This window comes from Luedemannella helvata (assembly GCF_039528415.1).
Taxonomy (GTDB): Bacteria; Actinomycetota; Actinomycetes; order Mycobacteriales; family Micromonosporaceae; genus Luedemannella; species Luedemannella helvata.
Map to the genome: position 1 here is coordinate 1 of NZ_BAAALS010000049.1, position 20,099 is coordinate 20,099.

The 20,099-nt window shown below is 69.9% G+C and carries 18 protein-coding genes; 5 read left to right on the forward strand and 13 right to left on the reverse strand.

The window, feature by feature from the left end; genetic code table 11:
- Nucleotides 1-306: 306 nt before the first annotated feature.
- The 11 genes from ABD191_RS27340 to ABD191_RS27390 all read right to left on the reverse strand — a co-directional run bounded on the left by ABD191_RS27340 (nucleotide 307) and on the right by ABD191_RS27390 (nucleotide 11,670).
- Complete coding sequence (locus ABD191_RS27340) at nucleotides 307-1,245, reverse strand: patatin-like phospholipase family protein (protein ID WP_344088381.1); 939 nt, start codon at nucleotides 1,243-1,245, stop codon at nucleotides 307-309.
- A gap of 134 nt (nucleotides 1,246-1,379) precedes the next feature.
- Complete coding sequence (locus ABD191_RS27345) at nucleotides 1,380-2,450, reverse strand: hypothetical protein (RefSeq protein ID WP_344088331.1); 1,071 nt, start codon at nucleotides 2,448-2,450, stop codon at nucleotides 1,380-1,382.
- Nucleotides 2,447-3,415, reverse strand: coding sequence for a hypothetical protein (locus tag ABD191_RS27350; protein WP_344088335.1), 969 nt, complete (start codon nucleotides 3,413-3,415; stop codon nucleotides 2,447-2,449). The genes ABD191_RS27345 and ABD191_RS27350 overlap by 4 nt, the downstream gene beginning before the upstream one ends.
- Nucleotides 3,416-3,426: 11 nt before the next feature.
- Nucleotides 3,427-5,241 (reverse strand): Hsp70 family protein, encoded by a 1,815-nt coding sequence (locus ABD191_RS27355; protein WP_344088338.1) that lies wholly within the window; start codon nucleotides 5,239-5,241, stop codon nucleotides 3,427-3,429.
- 212 nt (nucleotides 5,242-5,453) lie between these two features.
- Nucleotides 5,454-6,932 carry a DEAD/DEAH box helicase gene (locus ABD191_RS27360; protein WP_344088341.1) on the reverse strand — a complete coding sequence of 493 codons (1,479 nt, stop codon included), beginning with the start codon at nucleotides 6,930-6,932 and terminating at the stop codon, nucleotides 5,454-5,456.
- 248 nt (nucleotides 6,933-7,180) lie between these two features.
- A complete protein-coding gene (locus ABD191_RS27365) occupies nucleotides 7,181-7,384 on the reverse strand; it encodes a cold-shock protein (protein WP_344088344.1) in 204 nt (67 codons plus the stop codon).
- 278 nt (nucleotides 7,385-7,662) lie between these two features.
- Nucleotides 7,663-8,961 carry an ArsB/NhaD family transporter gene (locus tag ABD191_RS27370; protein ID WP_344088346.1) on the reverse strand — a complete coding sequence of 433 codons (1,299 nt, stop codon included), beginning with the start codon at nucleotides 8,959-8,961 and terminating at the stop codon, nucleotides 7,663-7,665.
- Entirely contained in the window at nucleotides 8,958-9,401 is a 444-nt protein-coding gene (locus ABD191_RS27375; RefSeq protein WP_344088349.1) for a CBS domain-containing protein, read from the reverse strand. Before ABD191_RS27375 ends, ABD191_RS27370 begins: the two co-directional genes overlap by 4 nt.
- 84 nt (nucleotides 9,402-9,485) lie before the next feature.
- Complete coding sequence (locus tag ABD191_RS27380; RefSeq protein WP_344088352.1) at nucleotides 9,486-9,929, reverse strand: hypothetical protein; 444 nt, start codon at nucleotides 9,927-9,929, stop codon at nucleotides 9,486-9,488.
- Complete coding sequence (locus ABD191_RS27385) at nucleotides 9,926-11,359, reverse strand: alpha,alpha-trehalose-phosphate synthase (UDP-forming) (protein WP_344088355.1); 1,434 nt, start codon at nucleotides 11,357-11,359, stop codon at nucleotides 9,926-9,928. Before ABD191_RS27385 ends, ABD191_RS27380 begins: the two co-directional genes overlap by 4 nt.
- Nucleotides 11,356-11,670 carry an STAS domain-containing protein gene (locus ABD191_RS27390; protein WP_344088358.1) on the reverse strand — a complete coding sequence of 105 codons (315 nt, stop codon included), beginning with the start codon at nucleotides 11,668-11,670 and terminating at the stop codon, nucleotides 11,356-11,358. The genes ABD191_RS27385 and ABD191_RS27390 overlap by 4 nt, the downstream gene beginning before the upstream one ends.
- A gap of 166 nt (nucleotides 11,671-11,836) precedes the next feature.
- Between ABD191_RS27390 and ABD191_RS27395 the strand changes: the two genes are divergently transcribed.
- From ABD191_RS27395 to ABD191_RS27405, 3 genes are read left to right on the forward strand one after another with little or no spacing between them, the layout of a single operon-like run.
- Nucleotides 11,837-12,508, forward strand: coding sequence for a response regulator transcription factor (locus tag ABD191_RS27395; protein ID WP_344088361.1), 672 nt, complete (start codon nucleotides 11,837-11,839; stop codon nucleotides 12,506-12,508).
- Nucleotides 12,505-13,857 (forward strand): sensor histidine kinase, encoded by a 1,353-nt coding sequence (locus tag ABD191_RS27400; protein WP_344088364.1) that lies wholly within the window; start codon nucleotides 12,505-12,507, stop codon nucleotides 13,855-13,857. The genes ABD191_RS27395 and ABD191_RS27400 overlap by 4 nt, the downstream gene beginning before the upstream one ends.
- A complete protein-coding gene (locus ABD191_RS27405; protein ID WP_344088367.1) occupies nucleotides 13,854-14,420 on the forward strand; it encodes a GerMN domain-containing protein in 567 nt (188 codons plus the stop codon). The genes ABD191_RS27400 and ABD191_RS27405 overlap by 4 nt, the downstream gene beginning before the upstream one ends.
- 26 nt (nucleotides 14,421-14,446) lie before the next feature.
- Here ABD191_RS27405 and ABD191_RS27410 read toward each other — a convergent pair whose 3' ends face one another.
- Complete coding sequence (locus tag ABD191_RS27410) at nucleotides 14,447-15,448, reverse strand: sensor histidine kinase (RefSeq protein ID WP_344088370.1); 1,002 nt, start codon at nucleotides 15,446-15,448, stop codon at nucleotides 14,447-14,449.
- Nucleotides 15,441-16,139 carry a response regulator transcription factor gene (locus ABD191_RS27415; RefSeq protein WP_344088373.1) on the reverse strand — a complete coding sequence of 233 codons (699 nt, stop codon included), beginning with the start codon at nucleotides 16,137-16,139 and terminating at the stop codon, nucleotides 15,441-15,443. The genes ABD191_RS27410 and ABD191_RS27415 overlap by 8 nt, the downstream gene beginning before the upstream one ends.
- Before the next feature lie 91 nt (nucleotides 16,140-16,230).
- On the opposite strand from ABD191_RS27415, the gene ABD191_RS27420 reads away from it, so the two are divergent.
- Both ABD191_RS27420 and ABD191_RS27425 read left to right on the forward strand, forming a co-directional pair.
- A complete protein-coding gene (locus ABD191_RS27420; protein ID WP_344088376.1) occupies nucleotides 16,231-16,752 on the forward strand; it encodes a DM13 domain-containing protein in 522 nt (173 codons plus the stop codon).
- Between the two features lie 533 nt (nucleotides 16,753-17,285).
- Nucleotides 17,286-20,048 carry a glycosyltransferase gene (locus ABD191_RS27425; protein WP_344088378.1) on the forward strand — a complete coding sequence of 921 codons (2,763 nt, stop codon included), beginning with the start codon at nucleotides 17,286-17,288 and terminating at the stop codon, nucleotides 20,046-20,048.
- The last annotated feature ends 51 nt before the right edge of the window (nucleotides 20,049-20,099 follow it).

Sequence of the window (20,099 nt, forward strand, 5' to 3'; positions counted from 1 at the left end):
ACGAGAACTCATCGAGTCCGAGCAGCTCAACGGGTGAACCGTCACTGCCGTATTAACTCAAACGGTTCTTGGAACCGTTCGGCAGGTATGAACTTCTGGCGCGGGGGCAAGAGCACCCGGATACGAAAGTTGTACGGCACCTAGCTTCCATTTCAGTATTGTGATCTCGAGGACGACGCCTCCACCCCGTTGCGGGCACAGTGGATAGCAAATGCGCGTGCAAGTGCCGTACTGAATGTATGGACCCCAAGCGCCCAAAGTCCATGTCGACGTGCGCCCGGTCTGCCGCCGTTCAGCTCCTCTTCGTCACTCGTGTGGCTTGGTCTCCCGAAGCCACCGCAGCGCCTCCAGCATGGCGGCCTCGGAGTCACGCAACCCGTGCAGCGTGGCGGCGGGGCGCAGTGTCTCGGCGAAAGCCGTTGCCGCGTCCCGGTAGCCCAGCTGGCGCAGGCGCGCGACCCGTTTGGGCGAGATGTCGAGAAGCCCGCTGAGCCAGCCGATCGGGCCGGGCGGGTTGATGGGTTCGCTCGGTTCGATATCTATGCGGACGAGTTCGGGGCGCTTCGTATCGCGGAACCGGTTACCGCTACTCAGGTGTACGACAATGATCAACTCACAGCCCTCATCGTCGGCGAGGGCCCGGATGGGCACGTTGTCGCGCCCGATCCACCCGTCCCGGTAGCGTTTCCCCTTAACCGTGCGCGCCGGCATGATGAACGGCAACGCCGCGCTGGCGAGCACGGCCTGGCACATCTCATCGTCATCAAGGTCGGTCAGCCGCAGCATCCGGCTGCGATTCCCCGCCACATACCGCATCCACTCCACGGCATGGCGGATCGTCTCCGGCAACAGGCCGCTGGGAATCATGGGATAGGCCGCCACCCAGATGGGTTGGGCACGGCGGATGTGCGCTGGCCTCACATGCTCCGCGACGAGATTCTCAAGGAAGTCGATGTTGCCGACGATCGCCTTGAGCCGGTGCGGCAGGTTGCGCATCTGATCGCCGGTAGTCTCCGCGGCCTCGCCGTCACCGTGGCGAGGGTCGCCCACCCGGGCGGCGAACGTGGCCCACAGCTCGGCGATGGCCGCCGCGCCGTCGCGCATGTCGGGTGAGCTCGCCAGCACAGCGGCGTTGAGCGCGCCGATACTCGTGCCCGCGAACGCGGCGATGACGATGTTCTGCTGGACCAGAAAGTCGATCACGCCACTCTCGTACGCGCCCCGTGCGGCACCGCCGGCCAACACCAAGCCGACGCGTCGGGTTCGGGCGACGGCAGGTCCGCCGCGGTTGAGGCCCTCACGACGTGGTGCGGGCACCGGTCGCTCCATCGGCCGGTTGGCCAGCGCGAACGCCGCGTCGCGGTCGTTCTCGAGCTCCTTCATCGCGTCCGGCGTTTCTGCAGGGTCTCCCGGCGCTGGCGCACCGCGGTGACCTGCTCCTCAACGGCGTAGCGGACGGCGTCCCGCACGGTCAGTCCGCCCTGGATATAGGGCGAGTTGGACAGTGCGACCACGCCGACCGACTCGGGTCGGTTCGCGGCCGGCAGCTGTCTCAGTTCCATCGCGCGCCGCAGCGCGCCCGCGAGCGGGGTCTCGGGGATGGCGTCATCGGCGGGCACGCCCGCGCCGAGCAGCTCGGCCACGAGCTGACGGTGATCATCTGTCGGAAGTGCTTCAACCGCCTCGTTCAGGATGCGTTCCAGCGACTTTCGACCGATCCATTGTGGCGTCGTCGACGACGCCAGGATGCGCTGTTCCAGCCTGAGCTGATAGGAGTTGTCAGAGGTAACGTAGGCGTGCAGGCCGGCATCACCAGAGGCGATCTCGCGGGCCAGCAAGACGATCTGAACGATCCACGGCAGGCTGCGGTAGGCGCCATGATCCTCCCAACGCCGCACCGCGTCGTCGAACTCCTGCCAGCCGGCCTGCCACAGCTCCACCCGCAACTGGCGACGATCAAGGTCCTGCAGCCGCGCTTCGTGGTCCTCCAGGACGTTGCGATGCGACGCCAGCTGGCGATCGTGGTCGTCGAGGCGCCATTGGTGCTCGTCGAGACGGGTGTTGATGGTGTCTATGGCACGGCCCACGATCTCCGCCAGCTCGCGCACCTCGGACCGAGCCAGATCGGCTGTGCGCTGCGCGGCCCAGGCCATGTCGCGGACCTCACCCAGCGCGTGGGCGAACTCGGTCAACGCCAGATTGGTGACCCGTTGGTGCTCGGTCATCTCGGTGGCCCATTTCACGATGCGGCGCTGGTTCTTGGCCAGCGTCGCATCGATGTGCCGCTGGTCCGGCGATCCCTTGATCGTGTCCCAGAGCCGGCTGAAGAAGCCCTTCTTCTCCTCCTTCACCGCTTTGATGTTCACGCCACGGATGTCGTTGCCGAGCTGGATCATCAGCCGGTCAGTCACCAGCGGTATGTTGCGGGCGATCTCCTCGAGGTCCGTCACTCGCGCGCTCCCAGGAAGACCCACGGCAGGTCGACGGGCCCGCCCTCGACGACGTAGGCGGGCGCCACGACGAACTCGAACAGTCCGTTGGACACGCATGAGGGCCACAGCCGTGCGGTCTGCGGAACGGCTAGCTCCGCCACCGGCATGGTCGTCACGAAACTGGCCGGGTACTTGTTGGCCCTGATCGCCTCGTGCAGCGCTCCCACATCGTGAATGAGCGCACCCAGCTTCGGATGTGGTGGCTTGGTCGTTTCAATCTCGTGGCGCTGCAGCCACGCCACCAGGTGGTGGCTGATCGTCGCCAGGTCGTCCGCGGTCAGCCTCCGGCCGGCGAAGAAGTCGCCCGACCGCTCGAACAGCGCCTGCACAAGGACCTGCACTGCCCGGGCCTCCCAGCGCAGCTGCCGGTAGGGCTCGCGCAGCTTCCGGGGGAACCGGCAGACCTCCGCCACGACCTCGGGCACCCGGTACTCGACGATCCGTTGGTACGCGGTGATGTGGTCCTGGTGGCGGCGACGGTCGTCATCCATGACAGCGCCTCGTCCCCGCGCCTCCGCGATGCCCTTCTCCCGGAGCCGGTCGAGGAGTATCTCCCGCTCCTGGAGGAGCTCGTCGCGGTTGCGCACCAGCTGGTCGTACGCCTTGGTCAGGTCACGGTGGCTCAGGCGCAGCTGGTCGGACTCCCGGGCCAGCGCGCCGTGCCGCTGGTTCAACGCGTCGAACTGGTCAACCGGCACCGTGGTCCGCCGGAGGGCCGTCAGCTCAGTGTGGTGGCTGGCCCGCAGCTCGTTCCTCTCACGCCGGACGGCCCGGCCCATGCGAGCGACCAGTTCCCTGAGGGTCCTCAACTCCGCCCCACGCGCTTCATCAGGCTCCTCCTCAGCGGTCTGGGCCACCTGCTCGTCGATCCACGCGGCGATCTGTCCGAAAGCCTGTTCAGCAGTCTCGGAATCCTGTTGCACGGCGTCCTCTGTCATTCCGGATACTGCTCCTCGAAGGTGACCGTGCCCTTATGGCGCTTGCCGGTGTGCAGGTCGGTAGCGACGACCTCGATGGTCGTCTTGCCGACCACGAAGCTGACGGCGACCTTTCGCTTCTCCCGGGACCAGCCGACCGTCTCCTTCAGCGGAACCTTCACGCTGCCCAGCTGCCAGCAACCTGGGTCGTCCGGATAGCGGGGACTGGCTGTTGTTGAGGCGTAGATGTCGAGGCTGATGTTCTCGTGGGCCGAGCTCATCGGCACCACCATCACCGGCGGCGTCTGTGAACCGACGGCGACTGTCTCGCCACGCTGGACCGCGATGGCGAAGCGTGTGCACCTCGCTTCTTTATCCTCGTCCCGCTCGAGCCGTGCGGCGTTGTCGACCCCCGGTTCGAAGGGTTGATTGAGCGCGAAACCGTAGGTGTACTTGGATCTGCGCGCCCAGATGACCGATGGATCGCGGGCGAACCGCACCGCCCCGGCGAGCACCGCGATCGCGGGGTCCAGCGGCACCACCACATCAACCCGATCGCCGAACCTCTTGGTGATCTTCGCCTTGAGGTACTCGGACCGCGCGAACCCGCCTACCAGGAGAATTCGCTCCCGGCCGGGGTTCTGCCCATCGTGACGGATCATCTCATCGAGCTGCTGCTGGATCTTCTCCAGGATCCCGTGCACGATCGGGTCGAACAGCGCCTGCGAATCCGCCGCCGTCATCTTGATGCGGGAGCCGGTCGGCGACGCCTTCTTGAGCCGGCGCTTCGCATGCCAGCCCAGGTTCATCATGATCTCGTGAGGGACGTTGACGAACCGGTCCTGGTCGATCACGATCTCGCCGGAGCTGGTCTCCCGGCTGGCGAAGTCCACTTTCCAGCGGTCCCACTCGGTCTCCATGGCGAGCACCCCCTCGGGGTGCTTCGCGGCGATAGCGGCCATGGCCTTGGCACCGAACCAGTCAGCCATGACCTTACGAAAGGCAAGCGTCACGTACTCGGAGCCGAGCTTGCCGCCGCCTGGCAGGCCGATTTCGGTCAGGCCCTGCCGGTCGCCATCGACGGCACCCACCTTGTAGGCCGTGATGTCGACGGTGCCACCGCCGCAGTCGACCACCATGAACCGGTTGCCGACGATGCCCAGGTTGATCTGCGAGCGCTGGTCATGGGTGAGGCTGATGCTCTGATGAAAGGCGCAGAAGACGGCGGCGGCTTCCGGCTCGATCGCGATGATCAACCGATCTTCATCGCCCGGGATCCCAGCCTCCATCGCCGCTTGGCGCATCAGCGCCTTCTCGTGCTCCTCCCAGATCGCGGGCACGGTGATGCACCACCGGATGTCGTCGGGCTTGTACCCGATCGTCTGGCCGCCCGCCTGGACGCTGGCAGCGGCGATCTGCTCGAGCACGGCTTCGCGAAGCATGCGCAGGACGTGGACGATCAACGGAAGGAGCTTCGACCGCCCGACGTCGGCCAAGGACCCGGCGTATTCCGGTACGTCCTCGAACTCCGGCTCCGGACGGATCGACATCTTGAAGCGTTGGGCGTAGCCCAGGTTCGCCGGATTGCCAGCGGCGGCGGCGTGCTTCCAGTCGTCGCGCGCGGGAAATCCCCAGCTGCGTAGGGTGCCGTCGGCGTTGAGTAGGACCGCTGTCAGGTTCTTGCGGTAGTTGGCGGGAGCCCCGGAGAACGCGGAGTGATAAATCGTACTATCAGGGCGGTCCAGTTCCGGCACAGTCGACCACGAGAATCCACTGCCATAGGTGCCGAAATCGAGGGCCACGACAATCTTGAACTCTTTGGTGTGCGTCATGCGGCTCCTGGCAGATCCGAGGCGCGGTCTCTACGAGAGTGACGGACACACCGTTGCGTAGCCTCCCCGAAAAGTGCTGCCCACTGAACACGATCGTGCACCGGTTTGTAGCTTATGGACGATGGATTCCACGTCGTGTCGGCGGCGACCGGTCCAGCTCGTGAGGGATCCGATGGACGGTCGGCTCCCAGGGCGTCCGGTCCGGCGGCAGCTCAGCGGCCGCGCCGGACGCCGACGCGGGAACGCGCCGAGAACGCCGCAGCCCCCGTACGCGGTGTCGTCGTGGCGGACGTGCCCTCAGCCCTCGGCACGGCGCGTCCCGACCGCGGTCCTCTCGGCCGGTGCGCCGGTGCGGGTGCGGACGTATCCCGTGCCGGCGGCGGCGTCTGATAGTTGCGCTTGCCCGGCGCGAGCTTGGTGAGCATCGGGTCGCCCGGGCCCAGCTGGGTGATCGTCGGGACGATACCCGCCTTCCGCGCCAGTTCCCGAACCTCGCGGAGCTGATCGGCCGTGGTCAGCGTGACCACCGTGCCGGCGGCCCCGGCCCGGGCGGTACGGCCCGACCGGTGCAGGTACGACTTGTGTTCCACCGGCGGATCGGCGTGAATGACGAGCTCGACATCGTCCACATGGATGCCACGGGCGGCGATGTCGGTGGCCACCAGCGTCCGGACCTGTCCCCTGGCGAACGCGGAGAGGTTGCGGCCGCGGGCCGCCTGCGCCAGATTCCCGTGCAGTTCCACGGCTGGTACGCCGGCCGCGATCAGCTGCCGGGTGACCTGCTTGGCGCCCCGCTTGGTACGGGTGAACACCACGGTACGGCCGGGGGCGGAGGCGAGGCCGGCCAGGACGGCGATCCGCTCGTCGCGGAGTACGTGAAGAACGTGGTGCGCCATGGTGGAAACCGGTGCCCGCTCCGCGTCGACGCTGTGCGTCACCGGATCGGTGAGGAAGCGCTGGACCAGTACCTTCACGGCGGCATCGAGGGTCGCCGAGAACAGCAGGCGCTGGCTCCCAGCGGGCGTCAGTTCGAGCAGGCGGCGTACGACCGGCAGGAAGCCCAGGTCCGCCATGTGATCCGCCTCATCGAGGACGGTGATCTCGATGTCGTCGAACCGGACGTGTCCGGCCTCGACGTGGTCGGCGAGCCGGCCCGGGCAGGCCACGACGATGTCGACGCCGGCCCGAAGGGCTCGGATCTGCGGCCCGGCGGCCACGCCGCCGAATACGGTGAGAGTGCGCAGCGACAGCAACTCGGCCAGCGGCGAGATGACGGATTCGATCTGGGTGGCCAGTTCGCGGGTGGGCGCGAGGATGAGCGCCCGCGGGCGACCGGGGCGGCGCCGCCCGGACGCGGGGTCGGCCAGCCGGGTGAGTACGGGCAGGACGAACGCGAAGGTCTTCCCCGATCCCGTACGCCCCCGGCCGAGCACGTCCCGTCCGGCGAGGGCGTCCGGAAGGGTGGCCGCCTGGATGGGGGTCGGCGTGCTGATCCCGCCGGCCGTGAGCGCCCGGCACAGCACGGCCGGCACGCCGAGAGCGCCGAACGTCGTCGTCTCGCGGGCGGTGCCGGCGCGGCCCGCGGATCCTGACGCCTTGGGGGTACGCGACGATCTGGCCCTGGCCGGGGTCGTCGGCCCACCGGACGGCGCGGCGGTGGGACTGGTCGAAGCTTGGCGAGATGCCGCCATGAAGGTGTCTCCGAACGTGATGGGAAGTCAGTGTCTCAGCGGTGCGACCGTCCGCTCGGCGGCCAACCGCGCGGCGTAGGGCCACCGCACGGCGGGTCGGCGTGGTGGGAGTTGTGCCAGCTTCCGCCGAACGGAAGGCCGGCCGGTGGCCAGAGGTTCGGAGATCGCGGGCCGGGGCCGATGAATGCGCGGCTGCGAACCGATCGGTGTGCGCCGGGCGAGTGGAACCCACCCGGCGCCGGCCCGGCTCAGGCAGTCTGGATGTTGGCGGCCTGGGGGCCCTTCGGGCCCGAGGTGATGTCGAAGCTCACCCGATCGTTCTCCGTCAGGCTGCGAAAGCCGGTGGAGGCGATGGCGGAGAAGTGCGCGAACACGTCCGCGCCGCCGCCGTCAGGGGTGATGAAGCCGAAACCCTTGTCGGCATTGAACCATTTAACCGTACCTACAGCCATGTTTTCTCCTTCGAGAGGGCTGATCGGGCGCCACACCGCGTGGGCCCGCGTCACTGCTTCGACCACTCGGACCGGAGACGCGAAACGCCTGGGGCCAATACTCACCAGGCGCTAAGAAGAACTGCGGACGGCAAAGTATGCGAAGATCGCTACTGCAACGTGGTCCCGAGCCTACCACGCACGTGGTCATCCCGGGTTCGAGCGGCTGGGAGCGGCATCCGCTGCCGCCCGGGAAGTGGTGGGCCGCAGGGTGGTCCAGGCCACGCCGGCTGAGCGGATCAGGCGAAGGCGAAAAAGCGCAGGTACAGGTACGGCACGGCGAGCGCGACAGTGATCGCGGCCACGAGCAGGCCGTAGCGGGTGAACTGCCAGAACGAGATCGGATGCCCGGCCCGGGCGGCGATGCCCAGCACGACGACGTTGGCCGAGGCGCCGATGGCGGTGGCGTTGCCGCCGAGGTCGGCGCCGATCGCCAGGGACCACCACAGCACCTGGGCCTGGCCGGCGTCCGGCGATGCCTGCACCATCTGGTCGACGATGGGACTCATCGTCGCGACGTACGGGATGTTGTCCACGATCGCGGACAGCGCGGCGGAGCCCCACAGCAGGACCATGGAGCCCAGCCACAGGTTTCCGCCGCTCGCGTCGATGGCGGCGTGCGCGACCGTATCCACCACGCCGGTGTTGACCAGGGCGCCGACCATGACGAACAGGCCGGCGAAGAAGACGAGGGTGGGCCACTCCACGTCGCTGGCCACCTCGGCCGCGTCGACGCGGGACAGTCCAAGCAGGAGCAGGCCGCCGCAGATCGCCACGACCGACGGCTCGTAGTCGAGCACCCCGTGGGCCAGGAAGGTGCCGAGAACCACGGCGAGGACGGCGAGGCTGATCACGAGCAGCCGGCGATCGCGGATCGCGTCGCGTTCCCGAAGCGCGGCGACGTGCGCGGCGCGCTGCGGGTCGTAGCGGAAGGCGTCCCGGAACAGCCACCGGCACAACCCGAGGAAGACGATGAGCACGCCGACGATGAACGGCCCGAGGACCGCGAGGAACTGGTTGAACGTCAGCCCGGACCGGCTCGCGATGATGATGTTGGGTGGGTCACCGACCAGGGTGGCGGTGCCGCCGATGTTGGAGGCCATCACCTCGGCGATGAGGAACGGCACGACCGGTACGCCCAGCCGTTCGCACACCAGGAACGTCACCGGCGCGACCAGCAGCACCGTGGTCACGTTGTCCAGCGCGGCCGAGACCACGGCCGTCACGACGACCAGGATCACCATCACGCGGAACGGCCGCCCGCCCGCGCGCTTCGCGGCCCAGATCGCCAGGTACTCGAACAGCCCGGTGCGTTTGAGTACGGAGACGATGAGCATCATGCCGATGAGCAGGAAGATGACGTTCCAGTCGACACCCGCCTCGGGCGAGAAGAACGCGTGCTCGGCGTCGGTGGCCCCGATCACCAGCACGATCACGGCGCCGGTGAGCGCGGCCGTGACCCGGCTGACCCACTCGGTGGCGATGAGAACGTAAACGGCGACGAACACCGCCACGGTCACCCACGACAGCGTCGTCACGAGGCGAGCATCCGGTCCAGCAACGCGTCGAGGGTGACGGCACCGAGCGTCGTGTGCCCGTCGACCACCGCGACGAGCGGGCTGCGCGTGCGGGCCATCAACGCGGCGATCTCCAGTACGGTCGCGTCCGGGCCCACGATGGCCAGTTCCCGCTCGGGTTTGGGCAGGCACTCGGCGACCGTACGGTCGGCGAGGTCGCGCAGGAACTCATCGGCGTGGGCCTCGTCGATGACCCGGGCCAGGGCCACGTTCTCCTGGCAGTACTTCGGCACGGCCAGCCGCAGCACCTGGGTCCCCGGCAGGATCGTGGACGGCCGCCCGGCCGCGTCGACCACGATCAGCCCGGGCAGGTTCGCGTCCGCGAGCTGCCGCGCCGCGTCCAACGCGGACGTGCTCAACCCGACTGTCGGGTACGGCGCGGCCAGGTCACGCGCCCGCATCACGCACGATCATGGGCCCTCCAGCATCGCCGCGCGCCGGACAGCCTTCCCCGGCGCACCTCGATCAGCGTATCGGACCGACGATCACGCCTGCGCTTCAAACCAGTCGGTCGAAGGTGGGCAACCGCGGGTCTGAGGGCAGTGGAACGCGCGCGACACGCTGCGGCCGCCGTGCCGCGGCGGCGCCTGCCGCCTGCGCGGGCCTTCGGCGGCGAGGTGCGCCTGCGAGGTCTGCGTGGAGACGCAGACGACGAAGACGGACCATTCGTCCTCCAGCAGGCACAGCCACAGCCCGCGAAGCATGGTGGCGTCGACCGAGACCCAGGTGCGCATCCCGCTGTCCCGGTGGGGCACGGCGGCGATGGCGCGCGCGATCGCCTCCTGTTTGGTCATCCCAGCGGGCCCCTCGGCAGCGCTGCGCGCCGTGCGGCCGGGCCGCCACAGCGCGCTGAACAGGTCGGTGATGCGGCCGAACCAACCGGGTGCCTGCCGGTGGCGGCCGGGTCGCGGGGCGTACGAGGAGGTCATGAGGACATCTCATCGGCGAGCGGGCCGGGACGGGCGGAACCCGCGGCGAGTGGGGCGGCCAGGGCGGCGAGGAAGCCGTCGGCCCAGGTGGAGAGGTCCGCGCGGCGTACCCGGTCGCGCATCGTGCGCATGCCCGCGCCCGGCTGGTTGCTCGTGCGCGCGGCGACGGTCACCGCGTCGGCGACGGCGTCCGCGTCATGGGGGTTGACCACCAGCGCCTCTGGTAGATCGATGGCCGCCCCGGTGAATTCGGACAGGACCACCTGGCCGGTGTCCGCGGCGCGGGCGGCGACGTACTCCTTGGCGGTCAGCGTCATGCCCTGCCGCAGCGGCAGGGCGAGCAGCACGTCGGCGGCAACGTAGAAGGCGACGAGTTCGGCCCGGTCCAGCTCGTGGCACAGGTCGTGGACGACCGGGCGGCCGACCCGGGCGAACTCCCCGTTGATCTGGGCCACCTTGCGGTGCACCCGCGCCAGCCGCTCCGGCTGCACGGTGTCGGCCTCGTCGCCGCATGTGGACAGGTGCACCAGCACGGTGCGGGCGGGGTCGAGCCGGCCGCTGGCGAGCAGGCCGTCGTACGCGTCCAGCAGCCCTTCGACGCCCTCAGCCGGATCGGGCCGGCCGACCGACAGCAGCACCACGTCCGGGTCGCCCAGGCTGGCCCGGATGCCGGCCGCGCGTTCCCGCACGTCCGGATCGGTGGCGAGGCCCTCGATGACCCCGGCGTCGATGGAGGTGGGCGCGGTGTGGACGGCGACCGTGCGCGCGCCGACCTGGACGGTTGTGTCGCCGCCGCGCAGCCCGCCGAGGTCACGTGCGAGGTCGAGGAAGTTGCGGGCGGAGTGCGCCTGCTGGAAGCCGACCACGTCCGCGCCGAGCAGCCCGGTGAGCAGCTCCCGGCGCAGCGGCTGCCGCAGGAACGCCTCGACCGGGGGGAACAGGCCGTGCAGGAAGAAGCCGATACGCAGGTCGGGACGGGCCCGCCGGAGGGCAGCCGGGACGAGCTGCAGATGGTGGTCGTGGATCCACACCGTGCCGCCGGGTGCGGCCAGCCGGGCGACCGTCGCGGCGAACTGGCGGTTGACCTGACGGTACGCCTCCCGCCATGGGGCCCGGAACTCCACCGGGCCGCACCCCTGTGCCAGCGCGGCCACGGTCTGCACGCAGTGGCCGTGGTAGTAGTCATCCGCGAGGTCGGGGTCCAGGCGCAACGGATGCAGCCACAGCCCCTCGTAGGGCCCTTCGGCCAGGCCGTCGCCGCCGTCCCGACCGACCCACGCCCCCCGCCGGGCGGCCACCTGCTGGCCGAGCGCCCGAGCGATGCCCCCGGGCCGGTCCCGCCAGGTGACCTGTCCGCCGTCGTTCCGGACGGGCAGCCAGTCGGCGGCTACGACGAGTTCATAGCCGGGTGTGATGTCGGAGCGGTTCACGCAGCCCCGCCCGTGACCGCGAGCACCTGGTCGGCGCGGGCCAGGCGCAGGTTGCGCCGGACCCGGTCCGAGGGCGAGCGCAGGGTGAGCAGGCCACCGCTGCGGCGGATCTCACGGTGGGTGTCCAGGAGCAGGCCGATGAAGGCGGCGTCGACGAAGGGGCAGTCCGTGAGGTCCACCACGAGTTCGGCGGGCCGCAGTTGCACGGCGTCGTGGAGCAGCGCGGTCAGGCGCGCCACGCCCGCCGTGTCCAGCTCATCGTTAACTTGTACTTCAATGACCGGTATCTTCTGGTCCGTACCGGACTCCATCGTCCTGACCGCCCTTCTGGTGGCGCCGCGTACCGATCCGAGACTCCGCAGCGGGCATGGCGATCAGTCCGCAGGAGTATGACGGTTTCGTGACAACCCGACGATCCGGTCACATCGGCTGCGCTCGCGCTGGTCGATGGCGGGCTTGCCGGGCCATGATGCTGCGATGGCATCGGTGCTAGTGATCGAGGACGACGACCGCATCCGCCTGTCGCTCACCCTGGCGCTGGAGGACGAGGGGTACGGCGTACGCGCCGCGGCGACGGCCGAGGACGGGCTGGCCGAACACCGCCAGGACCCGGCCGACACGGTCCTTGTCGACCTCATGCTGCCCGGCCTGGACGGGTACGACTGCATCCGCGGGCTACGACGCGACGGCGACGTGCCCATCGTCGTCGTGAGCGCGCGCAGTGACACGCACGACATCGTGGCCGCCCTGGAGGCCGGCGCCGACGACTACCTCATCAAGCCCGTCGCCATCAAGGAGCTGACCGCCCGCCTGCGGGCGTTGCGCCGCCGCTCCCGCGCGGCTCTCCCGGTGCCGGCGCTCACCTTCGGCGACCTGGAGGTCCGGCCGCTGGCCGGCGAGGTCCTCCTGCGCGGCGAGCCGGTGGCGCTGACCCGGACCGAGTTCCGGCTGCTGTGCGAGCTGGCCGAACACGCCGGCCAGGTGCTGTCGCGCCAGCAGTTGCTCAACCGGGTGTGGGAGTACGACTTCGGCGACGAACGGCTCGTGGACGTGCACATCGGCCGGCTCCGCCAGAAGATCGAGGATGAGCCCGGCGCCCCGCGCCATGTGGTGACCGTCCGCGGGCTCGGCTACAAGCTGCATCGATGAGACCGCTACGCCTGCGCACCCGCGTCACCGCCGGCTTCGCCGCGGGTGCCCTGCTCATCTCCGCGGCGATGGCCGTGCTCTCCTACGACCTGACCCGGCGGACCCTGCTCGACAGCCGGGAACGCACCGCCGTCCGCACGGCCTACTTCGACGCCACCGTCGTGCAGGCCGGGCTCGCCGCCGACGGCGACCCCGGCGAGGTGCTCCGCGCGCTCGACACCGGCGCCAGCCGCCGCGTCGCCGTCCGCCGTGCCGAGACCTGGTACCTGCGCAACGCCGACAACGGCATCACCCAGGCCATCCCGGTGGCGCTGCGCGAACAGGTCGCCGCCGGCCAACCCAGCCGCCAGATTGTCAGCACGGACTCCGGCGCGGCGCTGGTCATCGGCGTACCGCTGCCCGACGGCAGCCAGTTCTACGTGATCGACTCCCTGCAGGAGCTCGGCCGCACCCTCAGCGTCCTCGGCCTCATCCTCACGCTCGTGGCGGTCGGCACGACGGCGTGCGGCGCGGCGCTGGGCACCTACCTCGCCCGGCGCGCGCTGCGGCCCCTGGCCTCCGTGGCCGACGCCGCCCGCACGATCACGGCGGGCGACCTGACCACCCGCCTCGATCCGGCCGCCGCACCCGACCTGGAGCGCCTGACCAGCTCGTTCAACGGAATGGTCGACCAGCTCGCCGAACGGCTCGAACGCGACCGCCGCTTCGCCGCCGACGTCAGCCACGAGCTGCGCTCCCCGCTGCAGACGCTCGCCGCGGCCACGAGTGTGCTGGCGCGCCGGCGCGATCAGCTCGACGACCGCTCCGCCCAGGCCGTCGGCCTCGTCGTCGAGGAGGTCGGACGGTTCCAGGCCCTGGTCACCGACCTGCTCGAACTCTCCCAGGGCGACCAGCAGCCCGCTCGGGCACCCGTCGATGTCGCGGACCTGGCCCGCCGCGCGTGTCTGGACCGGGGCCTGTCCCCCACGATCGTCACCGACGCCGCCGGCGCCGACCGCGTGTGGCACGTCGACGAGCGCCGGTTCGCCCAGGTCCTGGCTAACCTGCTCGACAACGCCGAACGCCACGGCGGCGGACCGGTCGCGGTCACGGTCGGCGGCGACGACACCCTCGCCGTCCTTGACGTCGACGACGAAGGCCCCGGTGTGCCGCCGGCGGATCGCGACAGCATCTTCGGCCGGTTCGTGCGCGGCCGCGGCGCCAACGCCAGAGGCGACAGCAACGGCACCGGCCTCGGCCTGGCCCTGGTCGCCCAGCACGTCGGCGCGCACGGCGGCCGCGTGTCCGTGATCGACCGGCCCGGCGGCGGTGCCCGCTTCCGCGTCGAACTGCCCCGGGAGTCGGCGTGAACCGGCGGGCTCTGGTCGCCCTGGGCGCGATCCTCACGGCGGCGGCGCTCACCAGCTGCGGCATCCAACCCGAGTCGTCACCCACCGCGATCGACCGGCCGTTCCGGCCGACCACGTCGTCGAGCCTCACCCCCGACCCTCCCGGTGCGGTCCGCGAGACGCTCTACCTGGTCCGGGACGGCTCACTGGTCGCCGTGAACCGCTACGTCAGCCAGACGCCCACCGTCGAGGACCTGCTGGCCGACCTGCGCAGCGGGCCGACCGACGAGGAGCATCGTTCGGGACTGACGAGCGCACTGATCGGCGCGAACCTCGTGGCCTCGGTACGCCTGGATGGCACGCAGGCTGTCGTCGAACTCGCCGCACCGGTCGACGGCACCGCCCGCACGGACGACCAGCTCGCCTTCGCCCAGCTCGTATGCACGCTCACCATGCTGTCCGGCGTCGAGACGGTCATGTTCACCCACGAGAACCAGCCCATCGGCGTACCCCGGGGAGACGGTTCCGTCTCGACCGGCCCGCTCACCGGCGCCGACTACGCCACGATGATGGAGCTTGGCTAACCGTCGGGGTCAGGGGTACGGCCCGCTCAGCCGGGCATGCGGACCAGGAAGCGGCACCCGCCCGCGATATTGCCTACCTCGACCCGGCCGCCGTGCGCCTCCACCAGCCCCCGCACGATCGCCAGGCCCAGCCCTCCCCCACCCGCCGACGGCGTGCGCGCCCGGCTACCACGGAAGGCGACGTCGAACAGGTGCGGCAGGTCGACGTCGGGGATGCCGCCGCACGTGTCGGACACGGCGAACCATCCGCCGGAGGCCTCACGGCCGCCGGTCACGGTCACCGTGCCGTCGGACGGGGTGTAGCGCACCGCGTTGATCAGCAGGTTCCCGACGATGCGCGACAGTTCCGGCTCGCTGGCCCGTACGGTCGGCCACTGCTCGGTCGCCGCGACGACGTGGACGCCGCGCGACGACGCGACCGGCGAGGCCGCCGCCACCGCGTCGGAGACCACCTCGCCCAGGGGCACGTCCACCGGCGCCAGCCGCAGCAGCCCCGCGTGGATGCGCGACAGCTCGAACAGGTCGTCGACGAGCGCGGCCATCCGGTCATTCTCCGCGCGGATGCGCCGGTGGTAGTCGGCGACCGTCACCGGATCGGTGACCACCCCGTCCTCCAGCGCCTCCGTCATCGCCCGCATGCCGGCCAGCGGCGTACGCAGGTCGTGCGAGACCCAGGCGATCAGGTCCCGCCGGCTGGCCTCCAGCCGGCGCTCCCGGTCGCGCGCGTCCGCCGCCCACATGGCGTCGCGGGCCAAGCGGCGCCCGAGCCACCAGCCGATGCCGAGGCTGACCAGGCCGGCCACCGGCACGACGATCAGCAGTACGTGCTGGTCGTGATCGGAGATGAACATCTGCTCGGCCACCAGCGTGATCCCGGCGACCACCGCCAGGACCGTCACGGCGAGCAGTACGCACACGCTGGCGGTGACCGACCGCCGGTGCAGCGCCCGCAACACCAACGCCCCGGGCACGCCCACGATGAGGGCCCCGGTCAGGGCCGACATGGCAATCGCGACGAGGTCATCCATGCGACCGCGGCTCGTACCGGTAGCCGACGCCCCACACGGTCAGGATCCGGCTCGGCGCGTCCGGCCGGGACTCCACCTTCTCCCGCAGCCGCCGCACGTGCACGGTCACGGTCGACTGGTCACCGAACGTCCACCCCCACACCGCCGCCAGCAGGTCGCCGCGACGCAACGCCACACCTGGATGCGACATCAGGTATGCCAGCAGGTCGAACTCGCGCACGGTCAGGGCCAGCTCGGCGCCGTCGCGCCAGGCCAGCCGGCGCGCCCGGTCGACGGTGAGGTCGCCGTCGACGAGCAGCGGGTCGCCGGCCGGCCGCGCCGCACTGCGCCGCAGGACCGACCGGGCGCGCAGCACCAGCTCGCGCGGGGAGAACGGCTTCGTCACATAGTCGTCGGCGCCCACCTGGAGGCCGACGATCCGGTCGACCTCCTCACCGAGCGCCGTCAGCATGATCACCGGGACGTCCTCGCCAGCGGCGCGCAACCGCCGGCAGACCTCCAGCCCGTCGATGCCGGGCAACATGAGGTCGAGGATCACCAGCGCGGGCCGATGGACAGCCACGTCCGCCAGCGCGGTCCTGCCGTCCCTGGCCAGGGCCACCTCGTACCCGGCCCGCTCCAGGTACCGGCGCACCACGTCACTCACGGTCGGATCGTCGTCGACGACCAGCACCCGCTCGCCCGTGGTCATGGCCACACCCTAGCCGCGCGGGTATTACGCAACCCTTACAGGACGCTTACCACCGGTCCGCGGGCCGCCCCTGAGCCGTACGGTCGACGGCATGCGACGGTGGCTGCTCCCGGTCGGGACATTCGTGGTGGTGCTCGCGGTGTTCGCCGCGTACTGGTTTCAACCCTGGAAGCTGTTCACGAACAAGACGGTCGAGGAGACCGCCCCGCAGATCGCGTCGTCGACCGCGCCGCGAAGCGCGACCCCGACGGGTCAGCCGACCCCGAGCGCGGCTGCGACGCTGGTCGCGCAAGGCCGGTTCGTCACCCACGAGCACGACACGACGGGTACGGCCCAGCTCGTCCGCCTGCCGACCGGCGCGTACCAGCTGATCCTGCGCGACCTGCGCACCTCGGACGGGCCCGACCTGCGGGTCTGGCTCACCGACCAAACGGTCGGCGACGATTGGTACGCCTTCGATGACGGCCGCCATGTCGAACTCGGGCGGCTCAAGGGCAACCGCGGCACCCAGGTCTACGACGTGCCCGCCACCGCCGATGTCACCGCATTGCGCAGCGTCAGCGTGTGGTGCAAACGCTTCTCGGTCTCCTTCGGCGCCGCCCAGTTGGCGTGAGAGTCGCCGCGACGGCCGAAATCACTGAGGGTTAACACGGTTGTACGGACCGCGAAAAACGCGGGCAATGACGTGGACATGAGCACAAGGGACGATCCCGGGGACCGCTCTATCCGTTAATCCCCGCGTGAATTTCCCATCCGCCGACACGCATTCGCCGTGGCACGACTCAGCCGGACTTCGCGCCATAACGTCAGCCAGACATGGCACGCGGCATTCGCCAATCCGAGATCCCTTCAAATGAAGTGATCACCCCGGGTCAGCCACCGGAATCCCGCGTTCGCTGGCCATCTCGCCCCGAAACTCGATCTCGTACTGGGTCTTCGGGTCTTGACGGCAAGCGCCATCACGGTGATCCCGAAATAGCTGTCGAAACCGATAGCCGCGGCGACTTTCCGGGCATCGCGGGAGCGGCGAACGGGGGGTGAACAACGCCGACGCCGACAATTGTCGTGAGCACGTGGTGTGCGGTACCGTCGCCCCGCGATCCGCGCCGTACACCGCGGAAGTTGAGCAGTCCAATCGGGGGTTTCGTGTCCATCAAGATGAGCGTCGTGGTGCCCACGTACAACTCGGGCGAGCGGATCATGGATGTCATCGACTCGCTGGACGCGCAATCATTGCCGTCGGACGAGTTCGAAGCGATCTTCATTGACGACGGGTCCACGGACGGCACGTACGACCTGCTCTCCAATCTCGCGATTACGCGGCCCTACATGCGCGTCAAGCGCATCGCCAACACCGGCTGGCCCGGTCGTCCCCGTAACCTCGGCACCGAAATGGCGCGCGGCGACTACGTGCTGTACATGGACCACGACGACAAGATCTTTCCGGAGGCGCTTGAGCGCGTGCACCGGTACGGCATCGAGAACAACGCCGATGTCGTCATCGGCAAAGAGGTCATCGAGGGCGCTCCGACGCTCGCCTGGGACACCTTTCGTGAGGACGTGCCGCGCGCCACGGCGGTTCAGAGCCGGGTTCTCGGCCTGATGACGCCGCACAAGTTCTACCGGCGCGAGTTCCTCACCGAGCACGGCATCCTCTATCCCGAGGAGAAGTGCTACCTCGAGGACCACTTCTTCAACATCCCGATCTTCGTACGCGCGAAGGTCATCTCTGTCCTGGCCGACTATCCCTGCTACACCTGGGTCAAGCACGCGACCAACAACTCCAAGGCGTACCAGGCACCCGACTACTTCTGGCGCTGGGTGCGCCAAGCCATCGCGCTCATTCACGATCACACGTCGCCCGGCGACGTCCGGGACGTGATGATGGCGCGCTGGTACGGCACCCGCATCCTGCGGGTCTTCAGCCCTCGCATGCTGAACAGGCCCCGGGCCTGGATCGAAGCCGGGATGCCGCTCGCGACGCAGATCGTGGAGACGTACATCGACAAGCAGGTCGACGAGCGGATGTCGCACGTCTGGCGGCTGCGCTCAACCCTGCTGCGCCGCGGCGACCTGGACGGCCTGTACGCCCTGGCCAAGCACGACAAAGAGATCACGGCCACGACCCGCGTCACCGATCTACGGTGGGACAACGGCGCGATCCTGATCTCCGGGATCACCGCGCTGACCGACCGCAGCGGCACGCCGTACCCGCTGCGGCGCGAGGGCGACCGGGTGCTGCGCCAGCTTCCGGCCGATCTGACGGGCCGATTCACCCCCGCCGACCTCGACGTGACCGGCGCCCTCACCGACGCGGTGATCGAACTCGGTATCCGGGGCCGGCGCGCCGGAGTGGAGTGGCCGGTGGCGACAGACGGTGCGGTGGCGTTCCTCGAGCGCGACGGCGGCACCGTCGCGGAGGCCAACTGGCGGGCGCGCGTGGACCCGCGCACGGCGGCGTTCGGCCGGCCGCTGGACGAGAACCTGTGGGATCTGTCGGTCCGCCTCAGCGCCCTGGGATTCGCCCCGCACCGACGCCTACCCGTGCTGGATCACCACGCCCACCCGGCGCTCCTCGACGGCCGGCCGGCGGTCGTGTACGCGACGGTGAACGACAACGTGAGCCTGGATCTCGCCGAGGAGAATGTCGGCGTGGTTCAGGCCGCCGAACCGCGCATTGCCGACCTGACCATCGCGGACAATCCCACGGGCGGCGAACTCGTCCTGCGCCTACCGGCGCTGCACGTACACGGGAACCCGAAGGTCGGAGTTGACGTGTCCGTCGCCGGCCAGACCACGCCCGGTGAGCTGACCGTGGAGGACGGCTGCGCGGTGCTGCGCGCCTCCTATGTGGCACCCGCCGCCAGCGCGCCGATCATGGCGGCGGTGACGGGCGGTGGCAAGCCGACGGGCCTCGCCCTGCTGCGCCAACCCGACGGGCGCAGTGTGCCAACGCGGCTCGGCGACGTGCGACCGCGGCCGGTGGTCAGCGAGTTGCGCTGGGACGGCGGCATGCTGCGCGCCACGATCGACTGCCCCTTCGTCGACCCGACCGGCAACCCGTACGTGTTTGAACACGTCAACGGCGAGGTCCTGCTGGATGCCGCTGCCGCGCCGCCGGCCGCGCCCGCCAGCGACCGCGCGGTCACGCCCGCGCTGGTCGGGATGGAGCTGCTGGTCAACAAGCGCGGGTCAGATGACTGGTTCACGGTGCCCGTCCAGGCCACGCCAACGATCACCCGGGCGGGACACGGGCGCGCCCACCTCACCCACCGCTACGATGCCAGCCTTGATCCGGCGACCATGCGGGCCGGCAAGGGCCTGAAATCAGGTCTCTACGACGTATACACCCGATCCACTGTGTTTGCGGGCGGCCAGCCGCAGCGGCTCGGCCAGGACGACACGCCCGCCGTACCGGGCGTTGGCCTGCCCGCCGTGTACGGCGGCGGCACCGCGTACGCCATCGCGTACGGCACCGTGGACAACGGGAAGCTGTCCATCGCCGTCAACCGCACGTGGCCCAAGCATGTGCTCACGGCGGCCGCCACCGCGACGGCTGAGATCACCATGGGGCATGGTGCGCGCCTGCGCGTCGCTCTGCCCTTGCACCTCGGCTCGACCAGCGGACCGCTGCGCGGCACGCTGCGACTCTCCGACGGCCAGGGCTTCGAGGCCGCCGTGCCCGCCGCCGTCGAGGCGTCGACTCGTGGGGCGGAGCTGACCGCACGCCTTGGTGGGGAGACGTTGCCCGCCGGCCGGGTGGAACTGAGCTTCGACGTCAAGCTGGGCCGTCACCTGATGTCGATGCCCCTCGGCCGGTGGACGCCGGGGGATGCGACGGGCACGGCCACCGCGGGGTCGACGCGTTCGCCCGTCGCCACCGTGCTACGCCTCCTACGTCGTCCCTAGTACGGCAGGCACGGTTCGCCGTGTGAGCTGCCAGGATGCAGGAAGACAGCC